This window comes from Caldanaerobacter subterraneus (assembly GCF_004345675.1).
In the GTDB taxonomy this organism is placed as follows: Bacteria; Bacillota; Thermoanaerobacteria; order Thermoanaerobacterales; family Thermoanaerobacteraceae; genus Thermoanaerobacter; species Thermoanaerobacter subterraneus.
The window spans coordinates 14065-39962 of record NZ_SLWU01000003.1 but is presented as its reverse complement, the minus strand read 5'-3'; the positions used below and the strand labels follow the sequence as shown (position 1 = coordinate 39962).

The 25898-nt window shown below is 35.9% G+C and carries 19 protein-coding genes and 1 pseudogene; 19 read left to right on the top strand and 1 reads right to left on the bottom strand.

Features of this window, described 5'->3' with window-relative positions; genetic code table 11:
• Nucleotides 1-46 precede the first annotated feature (46 nt).
• From EV203_RS01705 to EV203_RS01615, 19 genes are all read left to right on the top strand, one after another.
• Nucleotides 47-802, top strand: coding sequence for a DeoR/GlpR family DNA-binding transcription regulator (locus EV203_RS01705; RefSeq protein WP_132038971.1), 756 nt, complete (start codon nucleotides 47-49; stop codon nucleotides 800-802).
• Between the two features lie 23 nt (nucleotides 803-825).
• Nucleotides 826-2277, top strand: a complete 1452-nt coding sequence (locus tag EV203_RS01700) for a tagaturonate epimerase family protein (RefSeq protein ID WP_132038970.1) — start codon at nucleotides 826-828, stop codon at nucleotides 2275-2277.
• 16 nt (nucleotides 2278-2293) lie between these two features.
• Entirely contained in the window at nucleotides 2294-3304 is a 1011-nt protein-coding gene (locus tag EV203_RS01695; protein WP_132039028.1) for a D-isomer specific 2-hydroxyacid dehydrogenase family protein, read from the top strand.
• Nucleotides 3289-4773: a gluconokinase gene (locus EV203_RS01690; RefSeq protein WP_132038969.1), complete on the top strand. Its 1485-nt coding sequence runs from the start codon at nucleotides 3289-3291 to the stop codon at nucleotides 4771-4773. The genes EV203_RS01695 and EV203_RS01690 overlap by 16 nt, the downstream gene beginning before the upstream one ends.
• 18 nt (nucleotides 4774-4791) lie before the next feature.
• Nucleotides 4792-6201, top strand: coding sequence for an NADP-dependent phosphogluconate dehydrogenase (gndA, locus tag EV203_RS01685; protein ID WP_132038968.1), 1410 nt, complete (start codon nucleotides 4792-4794; stop codon nucleotides 6199-6201).
• 199 nt (nucleotides 6202-6400) lie between these two features.
• On the top strand, nucleotides 6401-8014 hold the full coding sequence (locus EV203_RS01680) for a mannitol dehydrogenase family protein (protein ID WP_022588482.1): 1614 nt from the start codon (nucleotides 6401-6403) through the stop codon (nucleotides 8012-8014).
• Nucleotides 8015-8150: 136 nt separating this feature from the next.
• Entirely contained in the window at nucleotides 8151-9164 is a 1014-nt protein-coding gene (locus EV203_RS01675; RefSeq protein WP_022588481.1) for a sugar ABC transporter substrate-binding protein, read from the top strand.
• 66 nt (nucleotides 9165-9230) lie between these two features.
• On the top strand, nucleotides 9231-10733 hold the full coding sequence (locus EV203_RS01670; RefSeq protein ID WP_022588480.1) for a sugar ABC transporter ATP-binding protein: 1503 nt from the start codon (nucleotides 9231-9233) through the stop codon (nucleotides 10731-10733).
• 14 nt (nucleotides 10734-10747) lie between these two features.
• A complete protein-coding gene (locus EV203_RS01665; protein ID WP_022588479.1) occupies nucleotides 10748-11746 on the top strand; it encodes an ABC transporter permease in 999 nt (332 codons plus the stop codon).
• 43 nt (nucleotides 11747-11789) lie between these two features.
• Nucleotides 11790-12983 (top strand): scyllo-inosose 3-dehydrogenase, encoded by a 1194-nt coding sequence (gene iolM, locus EV203_RS01660; protein WP_022588478.1) that lies wholly within the window; start codon nucleotides 11790-11792, stop codon nucleotides 12981-12983.
• A gap of 24 nt (nucleotides 12984-13007) precedes the next feature.
• Nucleotides 13008-14129: a 3-dehydro-scyllo-inosose hydrolase gene (gene iolN / locus EV203_RS01655; protein ID WP_022588477.1), complete on the top strand. Its 1122-nt coding sequence runs from the start codon at nucleotides 13008-13010 to the stop codon at nucleotides 14127-14129.
• Nucleotides 14130-14242: 113 nt separating this feature from the next.
• Nucleotides 14243-15256 carry an inositol 2-dehydrogenase gene (iolG, locus tag EV203_RS01650; RefSeq protein WP_022588476.1) on the top strand — a complete coding sequence of 338 codons (1014 nt, stop codon included), beginning with the start codon at nucleotides 14243-14245 and terminating at the stop codon, nucleotides 15254-15256.
• A 14-nt stretch (nucleotides 15257-15270) separates the two neighbouring features.
• Entirely contained in the window at nucleotides 15271-16080 is an 810-nt protein-coding gene (locus EV203_RS01645; protein WP_132038967.1) for a sugar phosphate isomerase/epimerase family protein, read from the top strand.
• 146 nt (nucleotides 16081-16226) lie between these two features.
• On the top strand, nucleotides 16227-17954 hold the full coding sequence (locus EV203_RS01640) for a beta-N-acetylhexosaminidase (RefSeq protein ID WP_243700551.1): 1728 nt from the start codon (nucleotides 16227-16229) through the stop codon (nucleotides 17952-17954).
• Between the two features lie 227 nt (nucleotides 17955-18181).
• Nucleotides 18182-19741, top strand: coding sequence for a UDP-glucose--hexose-1-phosphate uridylyltransferase (galT, locus tag EV203_RS01635; RefSeq protein ID WP_132038966.1), 1560 nt, complete (start codon nucleotides 18182-18184; stop codon nucleotides 19739-19741).
• 13 nt (nucleotides 19742-19754) lie between these two features.
• Nucleotides 19755-20927 carry a galactokinase gene (locus EV203_RS01630; protein ID WP_132039025.1) on the top strand — a complete coding sequence of 391 codons (1173 nt, stop codon included), beginning with the start codon at nucleotides 19755-19757 and terminating at the stop codon, nucleotides 20925-20927.
• A gap of 4 nt (nucleotides 20928-20931) precedes the next feature.
• Nucleotides 20932-21921 (top strand): UDP-glucose 4-epimerase GalE, encoded by a 990-nt coding sequence (galE, locus tag EV203_RS01625; RefSeq protein ID WP_132038965.1) that lies wholly within the window; start codon nucleotides 20932-20934, stop codon nucleotides 21919-21921.
• A 14-nt stretch (nucleotides 21922-21935) separates the two neighbouring features.
• On the top strand, nucleotides 21936-23126 hold the full coding sequence (gene galR / locus EV203_RS01620; RefSeq protein ID WP_132038964.1) for a transcriptional regulator GalR: 1191 nt from the start codon (nucleotides 21936-21938) through the stop codon (nucleotides 23124-23126).
• Between the two features lie 28 nt (nucleotides 23127-23154).
• Entirely contained in the window at nucleotides 23155-24060 is a 906-nt protein-coding gene (locus EV203_RS01615; RefSeq protein ID WP_132038963.1) for a TTE1925 family mutarotase, read from the top strand.
• Between the two features lie 531 nt (nucleotides 24061-24591).
• Here the strand turns inward: EV203_RS01615 and EV203_RS01610 are convergent.
• Nucleotides 24592-25869: pseudogene (locus EV203_RS01610) on the bottom strand (transposase).
• Between the last annotated feature and the right edge of the window lie 29 nt (nucleotides 25870-25898).

The following is a 25898-nucleotide window of genomic DNA, read 5'->3' as shown; positions in this document are numbered from 1 at the left end:
AATAATGTTAGGATTTTAACATCTTATAACATAGGAGAGGGTGTAGATGCTTGTTTCAACGAGGAGGGAAAAGATTAAGGAAATCATCTTAAAGAAAAAAGCTGTCAAGGTTTCAGAACTGTGTGAAATATTCAAAGTCTCAGACGAAACAATAAGAAGGGATTTAGAGGAACTTGAGAGACAGGGGCTTATTGAGAGAAATTACGGAGGAGCAGTATTGAAAGAAAATATAGTAGTTCCTCCCCTTGTCAAAAGGTTTAAAGAGCACATAGAGGAAAAGCAGAGAATTGCTGCAAAAGCTGTAACAGAGATTAAAGAGGGAAATGTCATATTCTTAGATGCAGGATCTACCACCTATCATATAGCTAAGGCCATAAAGAGTTTAAAAGGCATAACAGTTATCACAAATGCTTTAAATGTTGCTACAGAACTCTCTACCAATCCAGACATTAACCTTTTTATCACTGGTGGCAAATTAAAACATGACAATCAGTCTATGGTAGGTTTCGAAACTGTAAACTGCATAGGCAAGTACAACATAGATATATTGTTTTTAGGAACTGGCGGCATATCTGTAGAAAAAGGGCTTACCACTTCGGATATTTTTGAAGCTGAAGCTAAAAAAGCCATGATAAGGTCTGCCAGCAGAGTGATTGTGGTTGCCGATAGTAGTAAATTTGGAAAAGTTGCTATGGTCTCCTTTGCTACCTTTAACGATATTGAGAAGATAATAACTGCAGGGGAAGAAAACAGGGAAATAGTGGAGCAGTTAACAGAGTATGTAAAGATTGAAATAGTGTAATTATATTTGAAAGGAAGATAAAGATGATTAACAAGGTAGCTGAGTATCTTTCACTAGAAGGTTTTTATTTTTACGAAAAATCATTTAGAAAGCTTTCAGAAGACATTTATATTTTTGTTGTAAAAAAGGCAAATGAAAAGAGCATTGGCCTTTTAACACAAGGAGGTTTTACACTTTCTTCTCCCTATTTCACCGAAAGGAAATATTTAAAAGAGATAGGCTTTTATTTAAATCTCTATCCGCTGACTTATGAAAATTTTGTAATTTTAAAAGACAAGTTTAATATTGCGCCTGCCCCGTGTGATAAAAAGGCTTCTTTTGGAATGGGTGATAGGTTAGGGCTTGTTACTGCTGCTCATATTAGAGCAGTAGAGAATTACGATGTCTTCCCTGTTTTAGCTCAGCAATCTCCTAGAGAGCTTATGAAAACCCATCGGAGTTTCAAAGAGGCTATTTTAAAAGCGATTTTGGGTGTGCTGGAAGAAGGATATACAGGGAAATTTGGTGCAGACGCTGACCACATAAAAGATGAAAATTATTTGATGGAGGCAATTGATGCAGGCTATACCATGTATACTCTTGATTTAAGTGATATGCTGGTGAAACTATCATACTATACAGAATCCCAGTTAAAAGAAAAAGCGGAGAAGTTAAATATTACAAGCAAGAGGATAATTGAAAGATTTAAAGGCAAAAAATTTGTGATGCCAACAAAAGAAGCTTTTACAGTTTCAGAAGAGGAATTGTATAAATCTGCTCTCACTTATGAAAAAGCCATGGACTTCGTAGAAAAAGTGTATGGTATTCTGAAGGATAAAGTAAAAAATTTTGACCTAGAGATTTCAATTGACGAAGGAGACAAAGACACAACAGTAGAAGATCACATATTTGTCGCTGAATATCTGCATGAGAAAGGGATAGATTTCTGGAGTTTGGCCCCTAAATTTCCTGGGGAATTTCAAAAGGCCATAGATTATATAGGCGATGTGGATAAATTTGCTGTAGAATTGAAGAAACATCAATTTCTCTCCAGAGAATTTGGAGGATACAAATTGAGTCTTCATTCTGGAAGTGATAAATTTAGCATTTACAAAGTATTCAGCGAAATCACCGAAGGGGAATTTCACATAAAAACTTCTGGCACGAGCTGGCTTCAGGCAGTTAATTTGATTTTTGAAAAAGACAAAGAGCTTTTTAAAGAACTTTACCAGATTGCCCTTTATAACCTTGAAGAAAGTAAAAAAGCCTACAAAGTGCTGATTGATAAGAAGGACTTTCCTGAAAATATAAACTTGGAAGACTCTCAGATTGTTTCAAAGCCGGAAATTAAGCAGCTTTTCCACATCTCTTATGGAGTTTTACTGGAAGAAAGGAAAAAACAAATTTTTGAAGTTTTAAATAAGTACGAAGAGGAGCATTACGAATTTGTCAGAAAAAATGTTGAAAATCACTTTAAAGAGATATTCAGTAAATAAAGAAAGGGTGGTTGAAATGGGTGTAAAAATTGCAATTGTGAATTCTAGCAGTTTCGGGAAGTACTTTCCTGAACATATTGAAAGATTAAAAGCATTAGGGCAGGTAGACAGGTTTGAGCTTCCTCATGACATGAGAGGGAAGGCTCTGGCAGAAAAATTAATGGGCTATTCTATAATAATTGCCAGTGTAAAGCCCTTTTATGACAGGGAGTTTTTTGAGTACAAGGATGAAACTCTTTTAATTGCTCGCCATGGCATAGGTTACGATGCTATAGATATAGAAAGTGCGACAAAAAAAGGCACTATAGTCACCATAGTTGAAGGAATAGTTGAAAGAGAAGCTGTGGCAGAAAATGCAGTTGCACTCCTTTTAGATGTGATGAGAAAAGTAAGAGAAGCCTCAATTAAAGTAAAAGAAGGGAAATGGCATGAAAGAGCGAATTTCATAGGGTATGAGATAAAGGGCAAGACTGCGGGGATAATAGGTATTGGCAATATTGGAAGTAGAGTTGCTGAGATATTAAAATACGGCTTTGGGGCGGACGTAATAGCCTATGACCCAAATCTTTCAAAAGAAGAAATAATAAAGAGAGGAGCTCGTCCTGTGTCTTTAGAGGAGTTATTAAGGTCATCAGACATAATTTCTCTTAATGCTTCATTAAATGAGAGAAATTATCACATGCTTTCAGAAAGGGAATTTTCCCTTATGAAAAAGAATGTATTTATTGTAAATACTGCGAGAGGAGAGCTCATTGATCCAGACGCTCTTATAAAAGCCTTAAGGGAAGGGAAAGTCGCCGGGGTTGGACTTGACGTGGTAGAAGGAGAACCTATTGATGAAAATCATCCACTCCTTAAATTTGACAATGTTGTGATAACCCCTCACACTTCTGCCTACACATACGAGTGTTTAAAAGGCATGGGAGATAAAGTTGTTTCAGATGCAGAAAAAGTTCTACGAGGCGAAATACCCGATGGGGTTGTAAATAAAGAGGTGCTGGAGGGGGAGAAATGGAAAAAGATTTGATTCTTTCTGTTGACATAGGGACGACAAACTTAAAAGCAGGTGTGGTGGACGAAAAAGGAAATATTTTAAGCTTGTACAGGAAGGAAACGCCTATTGAAAGAGACAACGAAGGAAAAGCAGAGCACGACCCAGATACCCTTTTTAACGCTTTTGTAGAAGCAGCAGGGGGGGCGGCAAAAGGCTTTGAAGATAGGATTTCCTTAATCGTTCCTTCTTCTTATATGTTTGGCTTAATTCCCATAGATGACAAATTAAATCCTTTAATGGGCATTATGACACTTCTGGATTTGAGGGCGAGAGAAACCTATGAGGAACTTTTAGAAAGAATTGATGTAAAGGAGGTTTACAGAAGGACAGGCTTTACTCCAACTTTTCATGCCCCTTTGTTTAAAATTTACTGGTTAAAAAAGAAAAGAAGTGATATATTTAATAAAACAAGGTTTTTCTTGAGCTCTAAAGATTTTATACTTTTAAAACTTTTAGGAGAACCTTTTACAGAGCCCAGCCTTTCTTCTGCAACTGCTTATATGAATGTAAATACACTTGAATGGGATGACTATGTACTTGATATTTTAGGGGTTTCTAAAGAAAAACTTCCTCCCATCATGCCTTCAGATAAAATTTTGGCCGATTTGCCCGAACAATCTAAAAAGCTTTTGGGACTAACAAAAGATGTGAAAGTACTTACAGGAGTTTACGATGGAGGAGCGGTGGGAATAGGAATTGGGGCTTTTGAGGAAGAAGTTGGTGCGATAAACATAGGGACTACTGGAATGTTCAGAGTAGCCTATCCTGAACCTGTTTTTGACAAAGAAGAGGCTATGAGGCTTCAAACTTATTATTTATCTTCGGGTAAATGGTTCATTGGGGCTGCTATAAACAATGCAGGAGTTGTACTAAAATGGCTTAGAGACAATATTTTTAACATGCCCTATGAAGAATTAACTCATGAGGCTTCAAAAGAAGATTCTTCAAATCTCTTTTTCCTGCCCTACTTGACAGGTGAAAGGGACAAAGAAATAGGCAATATTGCATCAGGAGTGTTTTTTGGATTAAAGAATATTCACACAAAGGGTCATATGATAAGAGCGGCTATGGAAGGAGTAGCCTTTTCCCTGCGTATGATTTATGAGGCGTTGAAGGACAATAATATAAAGATAAGAGAAATTAGGGCAGGAGGAGGAGCGACAAATTCACCATTCTGGATGGAAATTTTTGCATCGACACTGGGGCTGCCTATTAAAGTCTCTAAAGTAGAAGAACCTGCTCTTGTTGGCTCCGCTATTCTAGGATACTATGTTCTTGGAAGATACAAAGATTTATCTGAAGCTACGAAGGAAATGGTTAGTGTAGAAAATGTTTATATGCCAGACGAAAAAGAGATCAATTATTATGAAAAGAAATTTCAATTTTTCAAAAAATTATCTCGAGAGCTCAAAAGCCTATTCGAAGCTCACAGCAAATTATAAAACAGGAGGTATTAAAAAATGAATGAAATAGGGCTGATTGGCTTAGCAGTTATGGGTCAAAATTTAGCTTTAAACATTGCCAGGAAAGGTTATTCCGTATCTGTATTTAACAGAACTTCAGAAAAGACAAAAGAATTCTTAGAAGAAAGAGTAAAAAATGAAAAAATAGAGGGGTATCACGATATAAAATCTTTTGTTGAATCTTTAAAAAAACCTAGAAAAATTATACTTATGGTAAAGGCAGGGAAGCCTGTAGATGATGTTATACAGGAGCTTCTGCCCTATCTTGAAAAAGGTGACCTTATCATTGATGGGGGCAATTCCTATTTTAAAGATACTTCAAGGCGTATAAAAGAATTAAAAGAAAAAGGCATACTCTATTTAGGAATGGGAGTATCGGGAGGAGAGGCAGGAGCATTGCACGGTCCTTCATTAATGCCTGGAGGAAGTATTGAGGCTTATGAAATGGTAAAAGATGTTCTTTTAAAGATTGCAGCACAGACAGAATCAGGTCCTTGCTGTACATATGTAGGAAATGACTCAGCAGGACATTTTGTTAAAATGGTTCACAATGGAATAGAATATGCCATAATGCAGGCAATAGCTGAGGTTTACGATATAATGAGAAAAATTTTAAAGCTTTCTCCTGAAGAGATAGGAGATGTATTTGAAAGATGGAATAATGGAGAATTGAACTCTTTCCTAATGGAGATTTCCTACAAAATTATGAGGTATAAAGATGAAGAGACAGGAAAACATCTTGTAGATTTGATATTGGATGAAGCAGAACAAAAAGGTACAGGAAAATGGACTTCTCAGACTGCACTGGATTTAGGAATACCAACTCCCTCACTGAGCCTTGCAGTAGAGGCAAGGAGTTTGTCATTCTTTAAAGAAGATAGAGTAAAACTTTCAGGGAAAGTTAAAAAAACATATCCTGATGTAAAATTGGATAAAGAAAAAGTGATAAAAGACTTAGAAAATGCCCTTTTATTTAGCGTATTCACCTCCTTTTCTCAAGGGTTGTGGCTTATACATGAGGCCTCAAAAACTTTTGAGTACAATATTGACCTTCCAGAGGTATTGCGCATATGGAAGGGCGGCTGTATTATAAGGGCAAAGATTTTAGACTTTTTGAGGGAAATATTAAATGAAAACAAAGAAAATGTGAACTTGTTAGACAGCGATAAATCTATTTCATTCCTCATGGATAAGTTGGATTCAATAAGATATGTGACTAACTTAGCAAAAGAATTTTATATCCCAACTCTAGTACTTAGTTCTTCACTTGACTATTTCTTAAGCATGGTTGAAGGTAACCTACCTGCAAACCTGATACAGGCGCAAAGAGATTTCTTTGGAGCCCACACCTATAGAAGAATAGATAAAGAAGGAATTTTCCATACAGAATGGGAGCCAATCGATTAAATGTTGAATTGATGGGAGTTTTTTGTCCTCCCATTTTCTTTCAACAAAAATTCAATAAAAAAATTTAAAAATCAAGAAGGATTTTTTGGATTTGTGTAGAATATATATTATTAAACACAAGATAATCCACAAAGTAAGGTGGAACATATAATGCAAATAATGTAATATTACAAAGCAAGTCAAGAAAGGGAGAAGGGATATGCTACTGACAAGGGAAGGTATAAAAGATGTTGAAAAATGGCGGAATCGGGGCATAAAACTTCCCAACTACGATGTTGAGGAGATTTCAAAAAGAACCAAAGAAAGTCCAATTTGGCTACATTTTGGAGCAGGGAACATTTTTAGAGGATTTATAGCACTTCTACAACAGAATCTTTTAGATAAAGGACTTATTGATAAAGGAATTATCGCAGTGGAGTCATATGATTATGAAATAATTGAAAAAATATATGTTCCTTATGACAATTTAAGTATGCTAGTAGTCATGAACATAGATGGAACACTTGAAATAGAAGTCATAGGTAGTATAAGCGATAAAATAATAGCTGATCCATCCCATAATGATTGGGAAAGATTGAAAAACATCTTCTCTAATCCATCACTGCAGATAGCAAGTTTTACAATAACAGAAAAAGCTTATAACTTAAAAGACTTTTCAGGTGAATATATAAAAGATGTAAAAGAAGACATAGAGGGAGGGCTGGATAAACCTAAACACATCATTTCAAAAGTAACTTCTTTACTCTATGAAAGATACAAAGCAGGAAAATACCCTCTTGCTCTTTTGAGTTTAGACAATTTCTCTGGAAATGGAGAAAGACTTTTCAATTCGATAAAGACTATCGCAGAAGAATGGATAAAAAAAGGTTTTGTTGAAGAGGGATTTTTGAATTACTTAACAGATTCTACAAAAGTATCTTTCCCGCTTAGTATGATAGATAAAATAGTGCCAAGGCCTTCAGAAGAGGTGAAAAAGAAGTTAGAAGACCTTGGCATAGAAAAGATGGACATAATTAAAACCAGTAAAAACACTGTAATAGCGCCTTTTGTAAATGCTGAAAAAATACACTACCTAGTGATAGAAGACAAATTTCCTAATGGAAGACCCCCTTTAGAAGAGGCAGGAGTGATTTTTACAGATAAAGAAACAGTAGAAAAAGTAGAGAGGATGAAAGTAACAACCTGTCTAAATCCTCTCCATACTACATTAGCGATTTTCGGTTGTTTACTAAATTATAACACAATAGCAGACGAAATGAAAGATCCATGTCTTAAAAAGCTTGTTGAAAAAGTGGGATATGACGAGGGGCTACCTGTAGTTGTTCATCCAGGTGTGTTAGACCCAGAAGAATTCTTAAGGGAAGTAATCGAAGTGAGATTTCCTAATCCGTACATGCCAGATACGCCGCAGAGGATTGCAACAGACACGTCACAAAAGATGGCAATAAGATTTGGAGAGACGATAAAATCCTATAAACAAAGGTCAGATTTAAAAGTGACAGACTTAAAATACATTCCTCTTGTGATAGCAGGATGGTTGAGGTATTTAATGGGTTTAGATGATGAAGGCAATCCAATGACATTAAGCCCAGACCCATTGCTTGAAGATTTAAAATCCCATGTTTCAAAGATAAAGTTGGGAGATGTAGATTCTGTCCAAGACAACTTAAAACCTATTCTTTCGAATGAAAACATTTTTGGAGTAAATCTTTATGAAGTGGGACTAGGAGAAAGAATAGAGAGCTATTTCAAAGAGCTTATAGAAGGACCAGGCGCAGTGAGGAAAGTATTGGAAAAATATGTGGAGTGCTAATTAATTTTAACAGCAAACAGTAAGTTTTTTAGATTTAAATTAGAAAGGGGGAGGATAAAGTAACTTAATAGTACCTAGTAAGGTGGTTTAAGAAAAATCTATGCAATTAAAGAAAAAATGGAGGGGGATTAGGAAAATGAAGCCCGGTTTGAAAAAGTTTTTAACACTTTTTGTGGTGGTAATATTTGTATTAAGCATCTTTACAGCATGTAGTACTAAATCTTCTCAACAACCAGCTCAATCATCTCAAGAAACTAAAACGTCTCAGACAAGCGAGCAATCAAAGCCAATAAAGATAGCAGTTATTGTAAAGGCACTGAATAGTGACTATTGGAAAATTGTAGAAGCAGGTGCAAAGGCAGCAGGAAAGGATTTAGGTGTTGAAGTAACAGTATTGGGACCTTCTGCAGAAACAGATGTTTCTGGGCAGTTGGCTTTAATTGAAGACCAAATAACTAAAAAAGTTTCCGCTCTTGCAGTGGCACCTTCACAGCCACCATCTGCTATTCCATTTTTTGAGAAAGCTAAAGCTGCTGGAATTCCAGTTGTGCTGATAGATACCGATGCAAATTGGGATGGTAAAGTAAGCTTTGTAGGAACAGGAAACTATAATGGTGGAAAATTAGCAGGAGAATTTCTTGTGAAAGAACTTGGGCCAGGCGGTAAAGTGGTAATCATAAGAGGAGCAATGGGAGATCCAACACATGATGAAAGAACCAACGGAGCTGTAGATGTTTTAAAGGAGAAAGGCCTAAAAATTTTAGATATTCAACCGGCTAACAGTGAGAGAGGAATGGGCATGAGCGTTATGGAAAATATACTTCAGGCTCACCCAGATGTTCAGGGAGTATTTGCTACTAACGACGAGATGGCTCTTGGAGCGTTAAGAGCAATTCAAGCTGCAAACAAGAAAATTATTGTAGTAGGATTTGACGGTTCACCAGATGCATTGAAATCTATTGCCGCAGGAGAGCTTACTGCTTCAGTTGCTCAGAGCCCATATAACATTGGGTACAAAGGTGTAGAAGCTGCAGTAAAAGCTGTTAAAGGAGAACCAGTAGAAAAAAGGATAGATACAGGTACCTACCTCATTACTAAAGACAATGTACAAGAAGAACAACAAAAACTCAACCAGATACTAGGCAAATGAATTTAAAAATTTCTTCCCCCAATAAAGCGAAAGGGCTTTATTGGGGGAAGATGGAGGTAAAAGGCAATGGATGAAAAAACGATATTGTTAATGAAAGGAATTAGTAAAAGTTTTCCAGGAGTACAAGCGCTGAAAAATGTGGATTTTGATTTGATGAAGGGTGAAGTACATGGTTTATTGGGGGAAAATGGTGCAGGTAAATCTACGCTCATTAAGATTTTGACAGGAGTATATCAAAAAGACGAAGGTGAAATTTTTTTAGAAGGTAAACCCGTTGTTATTAATAATCCTAGAGATGCTTTGAATTTAGGAATTGCTGCTATTTATCAGGAACTAGCATTACAACCCTATTTGTCTGTTGCAGAGAATATCTTTTTGGGACATGAAATAACAAAACAATCCAAGCTTGTAAGATTTATTAATTGGAAGAAAACACATGAAGAGGCCAGAAAAATTCTGAAGGAATTGGAGTTAGATTTAGATTTAAATACTCCTATTAAGGAGTTAGGAATAGGGCAACAACAGATGGTAGAAATCGCTAAGGTTTTATCCAAAAATGCAAAAATTGTAATTATGGATGAACCAACTTCCTCTCTAAGTGAAAAAGAAACAGAAGAATTGTTTAAGGTTATTTTCCGCCTAAAAGAAAAGGGTATATCTGTGATCTATATTTCTCATCGTTTAGAAGAAATCTTTAAAATTTGTGATAGAGTTACTGTTATGAGAGATGGAGAGAAAATTGTAACTTTAAATCCAAAAACTACAACAAAAGATGAACTTATAAGATACATGGTAGGTAGGACATTAGAGCAACACTATCCCAAAATTGAGACTAAAAAAGGTGAAGAAGCTTTACGTGTTGAGAATTTAACCAGAAAAGGACTTTTTGAAAATATTTCCTTTACAGCATACACAGGAGAGATATTAGGTATAGCAGGATTAGTTGGAGCAGGTAGAACAGAAATAGTAAGAGCTATTTTTGGGGCCGACCCTATTGATAGTGGGAAGATTTATATATTCGGTAAAGAGCGAAAAATAACTTCACCTCAGGACGCAATCAGAGAAGGACTAGTATTAATTCCAGAAGATAGAAAAACACAAGGGCTAATTCTTATACAAACTGTGTTAGATAATATAGTTTTAAGTTCGTTACCCAAATATAAAAAAGGATTACTGTTAAACTATCGGGAAATGACTAATGAGAGTTTTGATTTGATTAAAAGATTAAACATAAAAACACCTACTGCTAAAAAAGTAGTTAAAGAATTAAGTGGAGGCAACCAGCAAAAAGTAGTGATAGCAAAATGGCTAACTCAAAAAGCTAGGATATTTATTTTTGACGAACCTACGAGAGGGATTGATGTAGGTGCAAAGGTAGAGATTTACAATATAATGAACGAATTAGTTAAAAATGGAGCTAGTGTGATTATGATTTCATCAGAATTACCAGAAATATTAGGGATGAGTGATAGGATAATTGTCATCCATGAAGGAAGGGTGACTGCTGAATTCAGTCGTGAAGATGCTGACCAAGAAAAAATAATGAAAGCTGCTACAGCTGCAGGGTAAAGGAGGAGCCAAAGGTGCTGGAAAAGGCGAAAAATACGCAAGAAGCAGCCAAAATTAATTGGGGTAAGGTGAAAAATATTTTATCTTCAGCAGGCGTGTTAATAGCATTAATTGTTTTAAGTGCGATTTTAGCAATATTATCACCCTATTTTCTCGAAGTGGAAAATTTAATGAATATAGCCAGACAGTCTGCGATCAATAGTCTAATTGCAGTAGGAATGCTCCTTACTATTTTAACGGCAGGTATAGATCTTTCTGTAGGTTCCGTTTTGGCGCTGTCTTCAGTGGTAATGGCAATATTGATAAAGAATATGGGGATAAATCCACTTTTAGGAATGATAGTAGGACTTGGAGTGGGAGCTTTCCTTGGATTTTTGAACGGAATTATGTTGACAAAACTTCATCTTCCACATCCATTTATATCTACATTAGGTATGATGAATATAGCTAGAGGACTTGCGTTGATTCTTACAAAAGCTACTCCTATTTCAGGGTTTCCTCCTGTTGTCCAATTTATTGGGGCGGGTAGCATAGGAGTGGTGCCTATAAGTTTCTTGGTAGTGATAGGTGTTTATATAATTTACCATATATTTCTAACTAGGACCCCTACAGGAAGGTATATCTATGCTATTGGAGGGAATATAGAAGCGGCAAGACTTTCAGGAATTAACGTAGAGAAAGTATTGGTGATAGTATATACCTTGAGTGGATTAATGGCTGCAGTGGGTGGATTAGTACTGGTAGGAAGAGTTAATGCAGCTTATCCTTTAGCTGGTTTAGGATATGAATTAGATGCTATAGCAGCTGTTATTATAGGAGGAGCAAGTTTCATGGGAGGTGTTGGAACAGTTTGGGGAACTCTTGTTGGTGCAATAATCATGGCAGTCATAAGAAACGGACTTAACCTCCTAAGCGTTTCGCCAGAGTGGCAAACAGTGATTATTGGTTCTGTAATAATTGGTGCGGTTTATTTAGACGTATTAAGAAGAAGAATGGAAACAAAAACAAAATGATAATATTTAAAAATTTATAAAAAATTTGAAGGAGGAGTTATATATGGCAAAAATGAAAGGAGTTACTTTAGTTGCAGATTGGGATCCAAGACCAGGTTTTGAACTTGGACCCAAAGACATTGAAGGAAAGCAGACCTATCTAGGAAGCAAAGTATGGAGGAATCCTAGATTAGAAATCAGGGAATATGATGTTCCTAAACCTGGTCCAGGAGAAGTTTTAATTGAAGTAAAAGCGTGTGGTATTTGTGGAAGTGACGTTCATATGGCTCAAACTGATGAAGAAGGGTATATACTTTACCCAGGATTGACAGGTTTTCCAGTTATTTTAGGACATGAATTTTCTGGAGTTGTTGTAGAAGCAGGACCAGGAGCAATAGATAGAAAAACGAATAAACCTTTTAAAGGTGGAGAACCAGTATGTGCTGAAGAGATGTTATGGTGTGGCGAGTGCTATGCCTGTGCTATTGGATATCCTAACCAATGTGAGAGGCTAAACGAAATAGGATTTAATGTAAATGGAGCTTTTGCTAAATATATTGTTCTTCCAGCTAAGTATGTATGGAACATTGAAGCTTTGAGAGAACGTTATGGAGAAGAAAAAATGTTTCTTGCAGGTAGTCTAGTAGAACCTACTTCTGTGGCTTATCATGCAGTCATGGAAATAGGAGGTGGAGTAAGGCCAGGTGACAGTGTAGTTATATGCGGTGGAGGTCCTATAGGTCTTGCAGCAGTAGCTATAATGAAAAGGAATGGTGCAGCAAAAGTAATTCTTTCTGAACCCTCTCCTGCAAGAGCTGAACTTGGGAAGAAATTAGGTGCAGATTATGTGATTGATCCTACAAAGGTAGATTTTACTGAAGAAGTGTTGAGACTTACTAATGGGTATGGTGCTAACCTATACTTAGAAGCAACAGGACTCCCACATATTGTATATCCACAGATTGAAAAAACTATATGGGAAGGTAGGACAATAGGAGCTACGGTAGTAATAGTTGCAAGAGCTGATGCAAAGATTCCAGTAACAGGAGAAGTTTTGCAGGTGAAACGAGCTAAGATAATTGGTTCACAAGGACATTCTGGACATGGTACTTTCCCAAGAGTAATCGAAAGCATGGCTGCTGGAATGGATATGACACCGATAATCACAAGGACAATTAAATTAGAAGAGGTTCCTGAGTATATTATTAGATTACAAACAGATAAAACAGATGCAAAGGTTACTTGTGTAATGGACTAAAAATAAAAGAAAGGAGAAAAGAAAATGGAAAAGCCAAAGGACAAAAAATGGTTGTTGACTGATAACCCTGCGATAATTTTTGAAGATAATGAAGTTGGCAGACTGAAAAAACAAATTTGGGATGCATCAGAGGAAGAGATAGATCAAATTTTAAAGGAATATGAAATTCCTTCACCTTCTGAATTGGGCAAGCCAGGGTGTTATATACAAACTACCCCGCGCGTAAAAGTAATTGAGAAAAGAAAGAAAAATGATATTGTGCTTGTGCCAATAGGTTGTACGGAAAACCATGGTATGCATGCAAATAGCGGATTAGATACGTTTATGGTTACTCAGATTTTAGAAGGTGTACGCCGTTATACCGCTAAACAAGGAAGAGAAGTAAGTCTTGCTTTACCGCCTCTTAACTATGGAGGCCATCCATATCATCACCTGGGAATGCCAGGAACTATAGTAATGCCTAAAGAAGTTGTAGAAGAAACTATTATTTACACAATGTTAGGGTTATGGAATGACGGGTTTAGGAAAATTATCTTAGTAAATAATCATGGTCATTTATGGATGTTGGAATCAGCCATACAAGAGTTTATGAAAAGATTCCAGTTGCCAGGTATTTACAGAGTAATAGATTGGCATAGAGCTGTAAGAGAATTCTTCTATCCAACAGATAGGCCAGATAGTTTGGAAACACATTTTGTACATGCTGATGAAGCTGAAACGTCTGTAGCGCTATTACTCTTCCCAGAAATGATAGATATGAGTGTTGTTGAAGATGCAGAAGGAGAAAGCTTTTTACCAGATGGGCATTTTGATAAATCAGTAGATCCTTTCCGTAGGCCGAGTCGATGGTCTGAAGGAGAAGGACACATGGCTATAGAAAGGGCAGCTACTCCTCAAGGAGTGGTTGGAAAACCTAGTTTAGCTGATCCAAGGAAAGCTAAAAGGCCTATTGCTGCAATATTGAAATATTTAACTCTTGTAATTGATCAGATTTTAGAAGCATTTCCACCTGGTACTGTACCACCAGTAGAAAAGGTGACATTAAGGACAGAAAAAGAAATGGAGCCTTTCTTGAAGGAACCTTTGAGCCCGGGATGGAAGTCAGTTTATGAATTGCCCATGATTGGCGTGTTCCATAAACTATGATAAGTATTAACAAATAGGTAGTATCTGCTCCTCCTGGTATCTGGTATACAGAAAGATAAACTGCCAGGAGGAGCAGATTTTGGAATACAAATTTGCGTTAGGAGGCAAATTTTATGAAAAGCAAATTAAAGGTTGGAATAATAGGTGCAGGACGAATAGGCAAAATGCATGCGGAAAACATAAAAAGATATTTTAGTGAAGAAGTGGAAATTATTTCTATTGCCGATATTTTTGCTGATAAAATTTTGGATTGGGCAAACAGTATTGGAGTAAGTAGAGTGTATAAAGACCATAGAGCAGTTTTAGAAAATAAAGAAATAGACGCTGTTTTGATATGTTCTTCTACTGATACTCATAGTCAATTTATTATTGAAGCAGCACAAGAAGGAAAGCATATATTTTGTGAAAAACCTATTGATTTTAATGTGGAGAAAATAAAGCAAGCCTTATCTGAGGTAGAAAAAGCTGGAGTAAAGTTACAGATAGGTTTTCAGAGAAGATTTGATCCTCATTTTAGGAAAATGAAACAAATGATATTAGAAGGGAAAATTGGCGAAATGCATATACTTAAAATAACCTCTCGGGATCCTGAACCTCCACCTATTGATTATATAAAAGTTTCAGGCGGAATTTTTCTCGATATGACAATACACGATTTTGACATGGCGAGATATCTAACAGGATCTGAAGTGGAAGAAGTATTTGCAGTAGCTAATGTACTTGTTGATCCAAAAATTGGTGAAGTGGGAGATGTAGATACAGCTATAGTAACTCTAAAATTCAAAAATGGAGTATTAGGGGTAATAGATAATAGCAGAAAATCAGTATACGGATATGATCAGAGAATAGAAGTCTTTGGATCTAAAGGTAGTCTTTCCGTGGGCAATGAACTGAATACAAATGTGGTTTATAGCGGTGATGGTGGAATTTTAAGTGATAAGCCTAAATACTTTTTCATAGAAAGATATAAGGAAGCTTACATAGAAGAAATTAAAGCTTTTATAGATGCTATCATTAATGATAAAGAAACACCTGTAACTGGTATAGATGGTCTGGAACCTGTTCTTATAGGTCTTGCGGCAAAGAAATCTTTAGAAGAAAAAAGAGCAGTGAAGGTAGAGAGATAGGCGGTGTTTTTTAAATGAAAGTTAGTATTGCTATTGGTAAAGAAGTGCCAGAGAAATTTCCGGCAGTTTTGAGAGGGGATATAGAAGGAAGTATAAAAAAGGCAAAAGAGATAGGATACGATGCAGTTGAAATCCATGTAGAAAATCCCAAATTACTCGATATAGGAAGTGTTTTAGAGATACTCAAAAGAGAAAAAATATCAATTTCTACTTTTGGTACGGGGCTTGCGTTTGTAAAGGAAGGACTAAGTTTTACTCATTCTGATGAGTGTGTAAGGGAAAAAGCTATAGAACGTGTGAAAGAATTCATAGATATAGCTAAAATTTTTAACGCAAAAGTTATAATAGGTTCAATAAGAGGGAAACTGCCAGAAGGGGAAAAAGAACGGTACGAAAATTATGCTCTTGAATGTTTTGCTAAAGTACTAGAAAAGGCCGAAAAAGAAGAAGTGGAGTTACTTATTGAACCAATTAACAGATATGAAACCAATTTTATCAATACCACAAAAGAAGCACTCGAATTGATAGAAAAACTTTCATCCAAGTATTTAAAAATACATCTGGATACTTTTCATATGAACATTGAAGAAGAAAATTTTCACAAAGCAGTCATGTTAGCCGGAGATAAATTGGGACATATTCATTTTGCAGATAGCAATAGGAAATATCCGGGAAGTGGACATATAAATTTTGTAGAAGTAAAAAATGCACTGGAAAGTATTAATTACAATGGTGTAATAGCTTTTGAGTATCTTCCACTGCCAGATAGTGAAACTGCAGCAGTAAAAGGATTGGAGTTTGTAAAGAACTTATTTAAAAATTAAAAGCTTGTCCTTACCTCATTCTTCATTAAAAAGTGCAGGGATTTTCTCTGCACTTTTAAAGTTTTTTAAAAATCTTCTCCCTCTAAAAGGATTTTTCAAAAATGTAGAGAATTTATTAAGGACAAAAATTATTAGGGGGTACGTTTATGCTGGATAAAGTATTTATTGTTCCAGAACCTAAAAGATTTGTTTTTAATGGCAATTGGTTTTCATTTGATGGTTTTAATAACTTACCTGAATTTTTTAGAAAAGAGTTTAACATACCTCAAGGTAGTTGGGTTATTAAGAAGATAGATAGAGAAGGTACTGGTGTAAAAATAAAAGAAAGAGAGGTAGAGATTTGGGGGGATGAGAAAGTCTCCTATGCTACAATTATACAGATTGTGATGCAGACAAAAAATCGCCTTCCAGAAGTAGAGATAGAAGAGGAGTTTCATTTTCCATTTAGAGGGTATCATTTGGATATTGCTAGAGGTGGGGTGCCCAATTTAGATACTTTTAAAAAGATTTTAAGATGGTTGTTTTTACTGAAATACAACTATTTTGGCATTTATTTCGAAGACCTTTTTCCATGGCAGAAATACCCTCAGATTGGAAAATTAAGAGGTAGATTAGAGAGAGAAGAATTGGAAGAAATAATATCTTATGGGGAGAATTTAGGCATAGAAGTTTTTCCTTCTCTTGAGCTTTGCGGCCATATGGAAAATATATTATCTCTTCCCGAATTTACAAGGTTTAGTGAATGGCACAGACCCCAGGAAGGTACCATTAACGTTTTTGATGAAGAGGCGAGGGAGTTTACATATGACCTTCTAAGAGAAGTTGTAGAATTTTTCCCATCAGAGCACATTCACATTGGAGGAGATGAGACATGGGCTTTAGGTAGGGGTAAAAGTCTTGACAAAACAAATACTTTCAAGGGGCCAGAGCTTTTTGAACTTCATCACAGAAATTTAATAAATATAGTAAGGGATAAAGGCAAAACCCCTATAGTTTGGGGAGATATGCTGACAGGGATGTATCTAAGACCTGATGAAAGAGAAAAGTGGAAAGTAGTGCTTGAAAGTGAAATATGGGATGATGTAATTATTGCTAACTGGGATTATACAAACCTTTCTGAGAAGCACTTCCGTGAAAAAATAAATCTTTTTGGGAAAAGGAAGGAAAAGCAAATAGTATGTCCCGGTTTTTCTAACTGGGGAAGATTTTATCCAAGTTTTGACATAGCCATAACTAATATAACTAACTTTTTGAAACCTGCGAAAGAAGAAGGGGTAAAAGGTTTTTTAGTAACCTCATGGGGAGACGATGGAGCAGAAGCACTTTACAGCTTTTTAGATCCTTTGATACTTGCAAATATGGAAATTGCAGAAGGGAATGGAAATTGGGAGGAAAAGTGGATTGCACTTTCTGGAGAAAGGCATGAAGTGCTAGAGGTAAGAAAATTATTTGGAAATGACCTCTTTTCAATGACAATTAAGCATGTATTTTTAGGAACACCTACTTTTAGATATTATTCAGAGATTTTGAAAGATAATGTGCACAGGAGAGAAAAAAGTACAGGAGATTTGTGGCTGGACTATTACATGGGATTCATAAAAAACCTTAAAGATACTGAAGCTCTTTTGAAGGAATATGAAAAAATGTTAGAAAAAGTTTACAATGTAACGCTACCAGAGGATTTAGAAATGATAAGGGATATGTTAAGAATTGGAATAAAAAGGCTAAGAGGCGAAGTCAATTTTTCTGATTTTGTTGAATTTGGAAATAGATATGCAAGGCTGTGGCTTTCTGAGAGGAAAAAAGAGAATTTAGAAGTTGTAATTGTAAAAATTTATGGGGCTGCTGGAAGAGCTGACTTGAGGATTTTCTAAAAATTTTTCACAAATTAGAAGGAATTTTTGAGTATGTGTCGAATATAATAAAAAAGATGTTAATTAAAATAATAAATAAACCTTTCACATAAAACAAAATTTGTTGAGGGTATATTGTAGTGCATTAGAAGTTACGTTTTTATTGTAACTGCTATTGTTGACATACCAGGCGCTTTTCTTTTGAAGACTTAATTAAAAAATATAATAAAGTCTGTGAGGGAAAGAAAATGACTCAAAAAGATGCAGCATTTCACATTGAAAGGCTTTTAAAGTTTGCACTTCAAAAAGGCTTGATAGAGGAATTAGACGTAATTCCGAGTCGCAATGCACTTATGGACCTGTTTAAAATAGAAAAGCCCTATGAGGGTGAGGTACCTGAGGAAAAACTGGATAGCCCTTCTCCAATTCTGAATGAATTGCTCGACTATACGGTAGAGATAGGACTCATTGAAGATAGTGTAACTTATAGAGATTTAATGGATGCAAGGATTATGGGGCTTTTAATGCCAAGGGAATCGGAAATTATTAGGAAATTTAATGAAATTGCATCAAAAGATGGGATTGAAAAAGCTACAGAATATTTTTATGAGCTTTCTAAAGCTTCTAATTATATACGTATGGACAGGACTTCACAGAATTTATACTGGCGCACTCCCACTGAATATGGGGCTTTAGAGATTACAATAAATCTTTCAAAGCCGGAAAAAGACCCAAAAGAGATAGAGAAAGCCAAGAAAATTCCCCAATCAGGATATCCAAAGTGCCTTCTGTGTATCGAAAATGTAGGTTTTGCTGGAAATTTAAATCATCCTGCAAGACAAAACTTAAGGATAATACCCGTAAAAGTTGCGGGAGAGCAATGGTATTTCCAGTATTCCCCCTATGTCTACTACAATGAGCACTGCATCCTCCTACACGAAGAGCATATACCTATGAAAATTTCAGAAAAAACTTTTGTGAGGCTTTTTGACTTTATTGACCAATTTCCCCATTATTTCATGGGATCCAATGCAGATTTGCCAATTGTAGGCGGGTCAATTTTAGTCCATGAGCATTTTCAAGGGGGAAGGCATACCTTTCCAATGGAGGAAGCGCCTATAGAGGAATATTTTATACATCCTAAATATAAAGAAGTGAAAGCAGGGATATTAAAATGGCCCATGTCAGTTATTCGCCTATCAAGTAAAGATAGAGAAAAACTTATAGAGCTGTCTTCCCATATATTGAATGTGTGGAAGGGCTACAGTGATGAATCTGTAGATGTATTGGCATACTCAGAAAAGGATGGGAAGATTGTCCCTCACAATACAATCACGCCAATTGCCAGATTCAATAAAGAAGGAGAATATGAAATTGACTTGGTCCTAAGAAATAACAGGACAACTGATAAATACCCTTACGGAATTTTTCACCCTCATGAGGAACTTCATCATATAAAGAAAGAAAATATTGGCCTCATAGAAGTCATGGGGCTGGCAGTTTTACCAGGAAGGTTGAAATTTGAATTGGAGGAAATTAGAAAAATTTTAACTGGGAAAGAGAAGTTTAATAAAGATATGTATGATGAAAATCATCCATTGTACAAACACCTTCATTGGATTGAAGAATTGATTGTCAAATATGGGACTCATTGCACTGAAGAGGAAGCCGAAAATTATATAAAACAGGAAGTTGGAAATAAATTTTTGCAGGTTCTTCTGGATGCAGGAGTTTTTAAGAGAGACGAAAAAGGCAAAAAAGCCTTTGAAAAATTTATGGAAACAGCAGGATTTAAAAAATTATCATGAAAGGAGACGAAAGATGGAAATAGCAGTGGTAGAAGCTTTAGAAAAATTTTATGGCAAGAGTGACAGAGAAATAAGGCTTTTTTACTCGCCAGGAAGAGTGAATCTAATTGGAGAGCACACGGATTATAACGGAGGCTATGTATTTCCATGTGCTCTTGATTTTGGAACTTATGCTGCTATAAGAAAAAGAGATGACAAAAAAGTATTTATGGCTTCATTAAATTTTGATTTAAAGGTAGAGGTGGATTTGGACTCGATTTTCTACGATAAAGAGCATGACTGGGCAAATTATCCTAAAGGGGTTTTAAAGATATTGCAGGAGGAAGGGTATGAATTTTCTGGGTTTGAAATTGTATTTGGGGGTAATATCCCGGTTGGTGCAGGCCTTTCCTCGTCAGCTTCAATAGAAATGGTTACAGCTGTTGCAGTCAATGAAGTTTTCAATTTAAACATTGACAGGATAAATCTTGTAAAGCTTTGTCAGAGGGCAGAAAATACGTTTGTGGGGGTAAACTGCGGTATAATGGACCAATTTGCCGTTGGAATGGGTAAAAAAGGCCATGCAATCCTCTTGAAAAGTGATACTTTGGAATACTCGTATGTGCCCTTAAATCTTGAAGGCTACAAAATTTTGATTACAAATACAAATAAAAAAAGAGGACTTTTAGACTCAAAATACAATGAAAGAAGAAGTGAATGTGAGAAAGCTCTTACTTATCTCAAGAAAGCTTTGCCTGTAAAAAATTTATCTGAAGTTACAGTTGAACGGTTTGAAGAGTATAAAGATTTGATACCTGATGAGGTCTTGAGAAAAAGGGCAAGGCATGTCATAACAGAGAATAAAAGAGTTTTAGATGCAGTAAAAGCCTTAAATGATAATGATATAGTCAAATTTGGTAAATTGATGATAGAGTCGCATAATTCGTTAAGAAATGACTTTGAAGTTACAGGGAAAGAACTGGACACACTGGTAGAAGAAGCGCTAAAATTAAAGGGAGTAGTGGGCTCTCGAATGACTGGAGCAGGATTTGGAGGGTGCACAGTAAGCATTGTAAAAGAAGACGCAGTGGAAGAATTCATAGAGGTAGTGACACGCAATTACACGCAGAAAATAGGATATGCTCCAACAGTCTATATCACAGGAGTAGGTGAGGGAGCAGGAGAAGTTGAATATTTGAGGAGGTAATGAAATGGCGATTCTGGTTTGTGGTGGAGCAGGTTATATTGGAAGTCATGCAGTTTATGCTTTATTAAAAAGGAATGAGGAAGTAGTTGTGGTAGACAACCTCGCCACAGGGCACAGTGAATCTGTTTTAGGAGGAAAATTATACATAGGAGATTTAAGGGATGAAGATTTTTTAGACAAAGTTTTTTCAGAAAATAATATTGAGGCTGTAATGCACTTTGCAGCTTCTTCACTTGTTGGAGAAAGCGTTGAAAATCCCTTTAAGTACTATGAAAACAATGTATGCGGGACTTTATCTCTTTTAAAGGCTATGAAAAAACATGGTGTCAAAAAAATTGTATTTTCTTCAACTGCAGCAGTGTACGGTGAACCTGAGAGAATTCCTATAAAGGAAGAGGACAGGACCGAACCTACGAATCCTTATGGGGAGACAAAGCTCGCTATTGAAAAGATGTTAAAATGGGCGGATGCCGCTTATGGGATTAAGTACGTGGCGCTTCGTTATTTTAATGTCGCGGGAGCTCTTGAAACAGGTGAAATTGGAGAAGACCATTCTCCTGAGACACACCTTATTCCCATTATACTCCAGGTAGCTTTGGGGAAAAGAGATAAAGTAATGATTTATGGAGATGACTACCCTACAAAAGACGGCACACCTATAAGAGATTATATACATGTCATGGACTTAGTAGATGCACACATTTTGGCTTTGGAGAAGTTAAGAAAAGAAAATAAAAGCGAAGTTTACAATCTAGGTAATGGGGAAGGCTTTACTGTAAAAGAAGTCATAGAGGTTGCGAGGAAAGTGACAGGACATCCTATTCCAGCAGAAGTTACAGGAAGGCGCCCAGGAGACCCTGCAGTTTTAGTTGCATCTTCCGAAAAAGCGATGAAAGATCTTGGGTGGAGGCCTAAATATGCTTCTTTAGAAGAGATAATTGAAAGTGCCTGGATGTGGCATAAAAACCATCCAAATGGCTTTAAAAGGGATTGAAGGAAGGGATGGAAATGGAAAATTTAATACCAGTAAGTTACAAGCTACTAAAAGGAATGAATGAGTCTGTCATATTAAATATTATACGAAAAATGGGGCCGATTTCCCGAGCAGATATTGCAAAGGAGACTAATTTAACTCCTCCAACTGTTACAAATATTGTAAATAAACTTCTGGCAGATAATGTGGTGATAGAGTACAAGGTTGGGGAATCCAGTGGAGGGAGGCCTCCAATACTTATTAAATTAAACCCGGATTTCATGAATATTATTGTAATTCACATAAGTACTTACACTTTGCACCAGTATACTCTTGATGCAGAGCTTAACACAAAGAAGAGCGAAAAACACTCAATAAAAGGGCTAAAAAAAGAAGAAGTCTTAGATTTACTATTGTCTACATTAGAGAAAGCGATAAAAGAGGCGCCTCAAAATGTTTCAGGGATAGGGATTGTGGTAAGAGGTCCTGTAAAGATGAAAGAAGGTATATCAGTTTTTGCGCCCAATATAGGTTGGAGAAATATGCCATTAAAGTCAATTGTAGAAGAGAAATTTGGAATACCTACCTATATTGTAAATGACGTGAGAGCAATGGCTTTAGGGGAATTTCATATGGGGAAGGCAAAAGATGTGGAGAACATGATATTTTTAAAAGTCGGTTACGGAATAGGTTCTGCAATTCTCATAAACGGCAGGATATACACTGGCGCTAGTGACAGTGCAGGTGAAATAGGGCATACGACAATTGACGTAGCAGGACCTCAGTGCAGCTGCGGCAATTATGGCTGCTTTGAAGCTTTGGCGTCTGAAAAGGCGTTGGTCAATTTTGTTGTAAAAGCGATCAAAGAAGGAACGGATTCTATTGTGTACCAAATGGCAGAGGGAATGCTGGATAGTGTTACTCCTGAAATGATATATGAAGCTGCCAAATTAAACGATGACTTGGCTGTATCTACATTGAGGATAATAGGAAGATATTTGGGCATAGGCATAGCAAATATAATAAATACATTTAACCCTGAATTAATACTTATAGGAGGTGGAATTGTACAAGGACGTGAGTTCTTTGAAGACATAATGAGAGAAACAGCCAAAAAGAGGGCTTTTGAAAGTGCTTTTAATGCGTGTTCTATAGCTTTTTCTGAGCTTGGGCCCAACGCTACGCTAATAGGAGCTGCTAATCTTGTGATGGACGAAGTACTATGAAAGCACTGTAACAGGAAGGAGGAGGAATATGTCAGTAAAAATTGAAAAAATAAACTTTTCTGGATGGGAGAACAGCATAAGACTTTCAAATGGCATTATTGATGTTGTGGCGACTACAGATATAGGGCCCAGAATCGTGAGATTTGGATTTGAGGAAGATGCAAACGAGTTTAATTTAGATCCAAGAACTCTCAGATTAAAAGGAGGGGATGAATTCAGGTTTTACGGCGGCCACAGGCTATGGCACAGTCCTGAAGACAGAAAGAGGACTTATATACCAGATAATGACCCTGTTGATTGGCATGAAATAGAAAACGGGATAAGGCTTATTCAGAAGCCTGAAAAATGGGTAAACACACAGAAGGAAATTGACATAGTTTTAAATCCGAATGAGAACAAAGTAAGGCTTGTACACAGGATAACTAATCTTGGAGCATGGCCTATTGAGCTTTCAGCATGGACAATAACAGTACTTGCACCTGAGGGCATCGAAATAATTCCTCAACCAAATAAAGACACAGATTTACTTCCAAATAGGCAAATTGTACTTTGGCCTTATTCTAAAATGAATGATAAAAGGGTGTATTGGGGAGAAAAATATATTGCACTGAAACAAGATCCTAATAACAGAAAACCTTTTAAGTTAGGAATTAATAACCAAGAAGGTTGGGCTGCTTACGTAAGAGGGGGACACCTTTTCATAAAAAGATATTATCCGAAGGAGAATGCAACATATCCTGACTTTGGTGTGTCTTTTGAAACATACACAAACGACTGGATGCTTGAAATAGAGACATTAAGTCCTTTAACAAAACTACAGCCCGGTGAAACAGTTGAACACATTGAAGAATGGGAGCTTTACGATGGAGTATATGTAAAGGATATAGATGAAGATGTGTTTGATGAAATTGCAAAGAAGTATTGCAGGAAGTAAGAGGAATAAGAAACTTTATAAAAAATTTTAATAAATTGAGGCTGAGAAGAAGGAATTTTTAAATTTATGGCGAATATATAAATATAGAGTTAGTTAAAATGAAAAAGAAAGTTAAGCTAAATACATGGCGAATTTGATAATACGTATGCAAAATTTTTGTATTAAAGTTACGAAATAAAAGAAAATAATTCTAAAATATATTAAAAAATAAAGCAAAATACATAGAACAATTTACCATATAAATTAAAATAACTAAAAAACTTAGGTAAAAAGAGAGTTTTTAAATTTAGTGAGAACGTTAACTACATTTGTATTTACTATTATACTAGGGCTGTGCAAAATTAATTAAAATAATCATAATCAAAAAACCAAAATATGTATGACATACAATATATAGTAATCAAGACTGACAATAAAACATAAAGGAAGTGGTAAGGGAAAAGAAAAGACAAAAAGAGGAGCTAAAAAAGGGCATGAATATCCTGTAGAAGTCAAATGTTAAAAAGTGGCATGAACTAAATTCAGTAAAAATTAAGCCGATTGCATCAGAGCAACAAGAGACTTAAACTCATCAAATTTACCCAGTTTAATAGCTACAATAGCGACAGTAAGCAAAGTAATATGGCCAAAAGTATTAAGGTTGCTCACAGAATTAATATTTCTAACATAAGCCTTTTCAAAATCTAGGGCCTTAAAGCGAGAATTATATCTTTCTGATTCAATCCTCAATTTATAGACAGCCTTAAAATATAGGGAGTCTCTATTAATAGAGGACCTATAATCAGAAGATATAATAGCATACTTAGTACAGCCTCTATGCTTTTTGCCATTAAAATATTTAGGATGCTGAATAGGGCAAGCAGAGTCATTTTTAGAATTACAGAACTTGCAAACAAATTTTTGCTTAATAAAACCATCAAAATATTGCTTGCCGTCTTTGAGCATTTTAATACCTGCTTCACAAATGATATAACCATCACCAGTCAGTGGGGGATTTTTAGAATTACGCCAGTTTCGAGGAATAAAACAATGACCATGGAGAGTATCTCTAACATAATTATAAAGTTTCTTAACATCATAACCCTTATCGCCAATAAAATTAGTACCAGTCAGTTTAAACCAACTATTAGTATCAGCAAGTAAAGACAAAGCGACATCAAAATCAGGAACATCAGCGGGAGTAGTAGTTTCAGCGATAGGTAATCCAGAGATAGCATCAACAATAATATGATTTTTATAGCCCCAATAAAACTTATATCGTTTATTAGAAGAATCATTAGAAGCAAAATAAACACCTAATTTACAATCCTTATCAGACTTAGGCTGATTATCTTTAGAGAATTTATTTTTAGAAAAAGACTTAGGGTTATTTAACTTAGTGTTAGCTTTAATAGGGGTAGAGTCCATGGAAATAAACTAACCGGAGATGATGCCCATATTTTTGAGGATATTGACCTGATTTTGAAAGATAGAGGTCAAATAATCATGAGAGAACTCATTAATAAAACGGCGGAAAGTCCAATAAGAAGGAAGAGGTTTAAAAATGTTGAAGCCACAAAGATGAGCAATGATAAGATTATTGCGGAGATAATCCAGGAGGTCAGAAATTGTACCGAATCTTTCAGCTTGCATAACAATAAAAGCTCTAAACATTGCATGATGAGAGTAACCCTTACGGCCAGGACTAGAGGAAGGGAATTCAGGTATTGAAGACAGATCAAGATTTTTAAACATAGAAGAATAAAAGTCTATTTTAGACTGGGAAGTAAAGAGTTCAGGTATATTTAAAAGTAATTGAAGCTGGTACATGTAGGATTTCCTCCTCCTTAAAAAATATT

Excerpts from the sequence above, each read along its gene's own strand:
- EV203_RS01645 (WP_132038967.1), top strand. The coding sequence starts at position 15,271 with ATGAAAGTTAGTATTGCTATTGGTAAAGAAGTGCCAGAGAAATTTCCG.
- iolN (WP_022588477.1), top strand. The coding sequence starts at position 13,008 with ATGGAAAAGCCAAAGGACAAAAAATGGTTGTTGACTGATAACCCTGCG.
- iolM (WP_022588478.1), top strand. The coding sequence starts at position 11,790 with ATGGCAAAAATGAAAGGAGTTACTTTAGTTGCAGATTGGGATCCAAGA.
- EV203_RS01690 (WP_132038969.1), top strand. The coding sequence starts at position 3,289 with ATGGAAAAAGATTTGATTCTTTCTGTTGACATAGGGACGACAAACTTA.
- EV203_RS01705 (WP_132038971.1), top strand. The coding sequence starts at position 47 with ATGCTTGTTTCAACGAGGAGGGAAAAGATTAAGGAAATCATCTTAAAG.
- EV203_RS01680 (WP_022588482.1), top strand. The coding sequence starts at position 6,401 with ATGCTACTGACAAGGGAAGGTATAAAAGATGTTGAAAAATGGCGGAAT.
- EV203_RS01675 (WP_022588481.1), top strand. The coding sequence starts at position 8,151 with ATGAAGCCCGGTTTGAAAAAGTTTTTAACACTTTTTGTGGTGGTAATA.
- EV203_RS01670 (WP_022588480.1), top strand. The coding sequence starts at position 9,231 with ATGGATGAAAAAACGATATTGTTAATGAAAGGAATTAGTAAAAGTTTT.
- gndA (WP_132038968.1), top strand. The coding sequence starts at position 4,792 with ATGAATGAAATAGGGCTGATTGGCTTAGCAGTTATGGGTCAAAATTTA.
- EV203_RS01700 (WP_132038970.1), top strand. The coding sequence starts at position 826 with ATGATTAACAAGGTAGCTGAGTATCTTTCACTAGAAGGTTTTTATTTT.
- EV203_RS01640 (WP_243700551.1), top strand. The coding sequence starts at position 16,227 with ATGCTGGATAAAGTATTTATTGTTCCAGAACCTAAAAGATTTGTTTTT.
- galR (WP_132038964.1), top strand. The coding sequence starts at position 21,936 with ATGGAAAATTTAATACCAGTAAGTTACAAGCTACTAAAAGGAATGAAT.
- galT (WP_132038966.1), top strand. The coding sequence starts at position 18,182 with ATGACTCAAAAAGATGCAGCATTTCACATTGAAAGGCTTTTAAAGTTT.
- EV203_RS01695 (WP_132039028.1), top strand. The coding sequence starts at position 2,294 with ATGGGTGTAAAAATTGCAATTGTGAATTCTAGCAGTTTCGGGAAGTAC.
- EV203_RS01615 (WP_132038963.1), top strand. The coding sequence starts at position 23,155 with ATGTCAGTAAAAATTGAAAAAATAAACTTTTCTGGATGGGAGAACAGC.
- iolG (WP_022588476.1), top strand. The coding sequence starts at position 14,243 with ATGAAAAGCAAATTAAAGGTTGGAATAATAGGTGCAGGACGAATAGGC.
- galE (WP_132038965.1), top strand. The coding sequence starts at position 20,932 with ATGGCGATTCTGGTTTGTGGTGGAGCAGGTTATATTGGAAGTCATGCA.
- EV203_RS01630 (WP_132039025.1), top strand. The coding sequence starts at position 19,755 with ATGGAAATAGCAGTGGTAGAAGCTTTAGAAAAATTTTATGGCAAGAGT.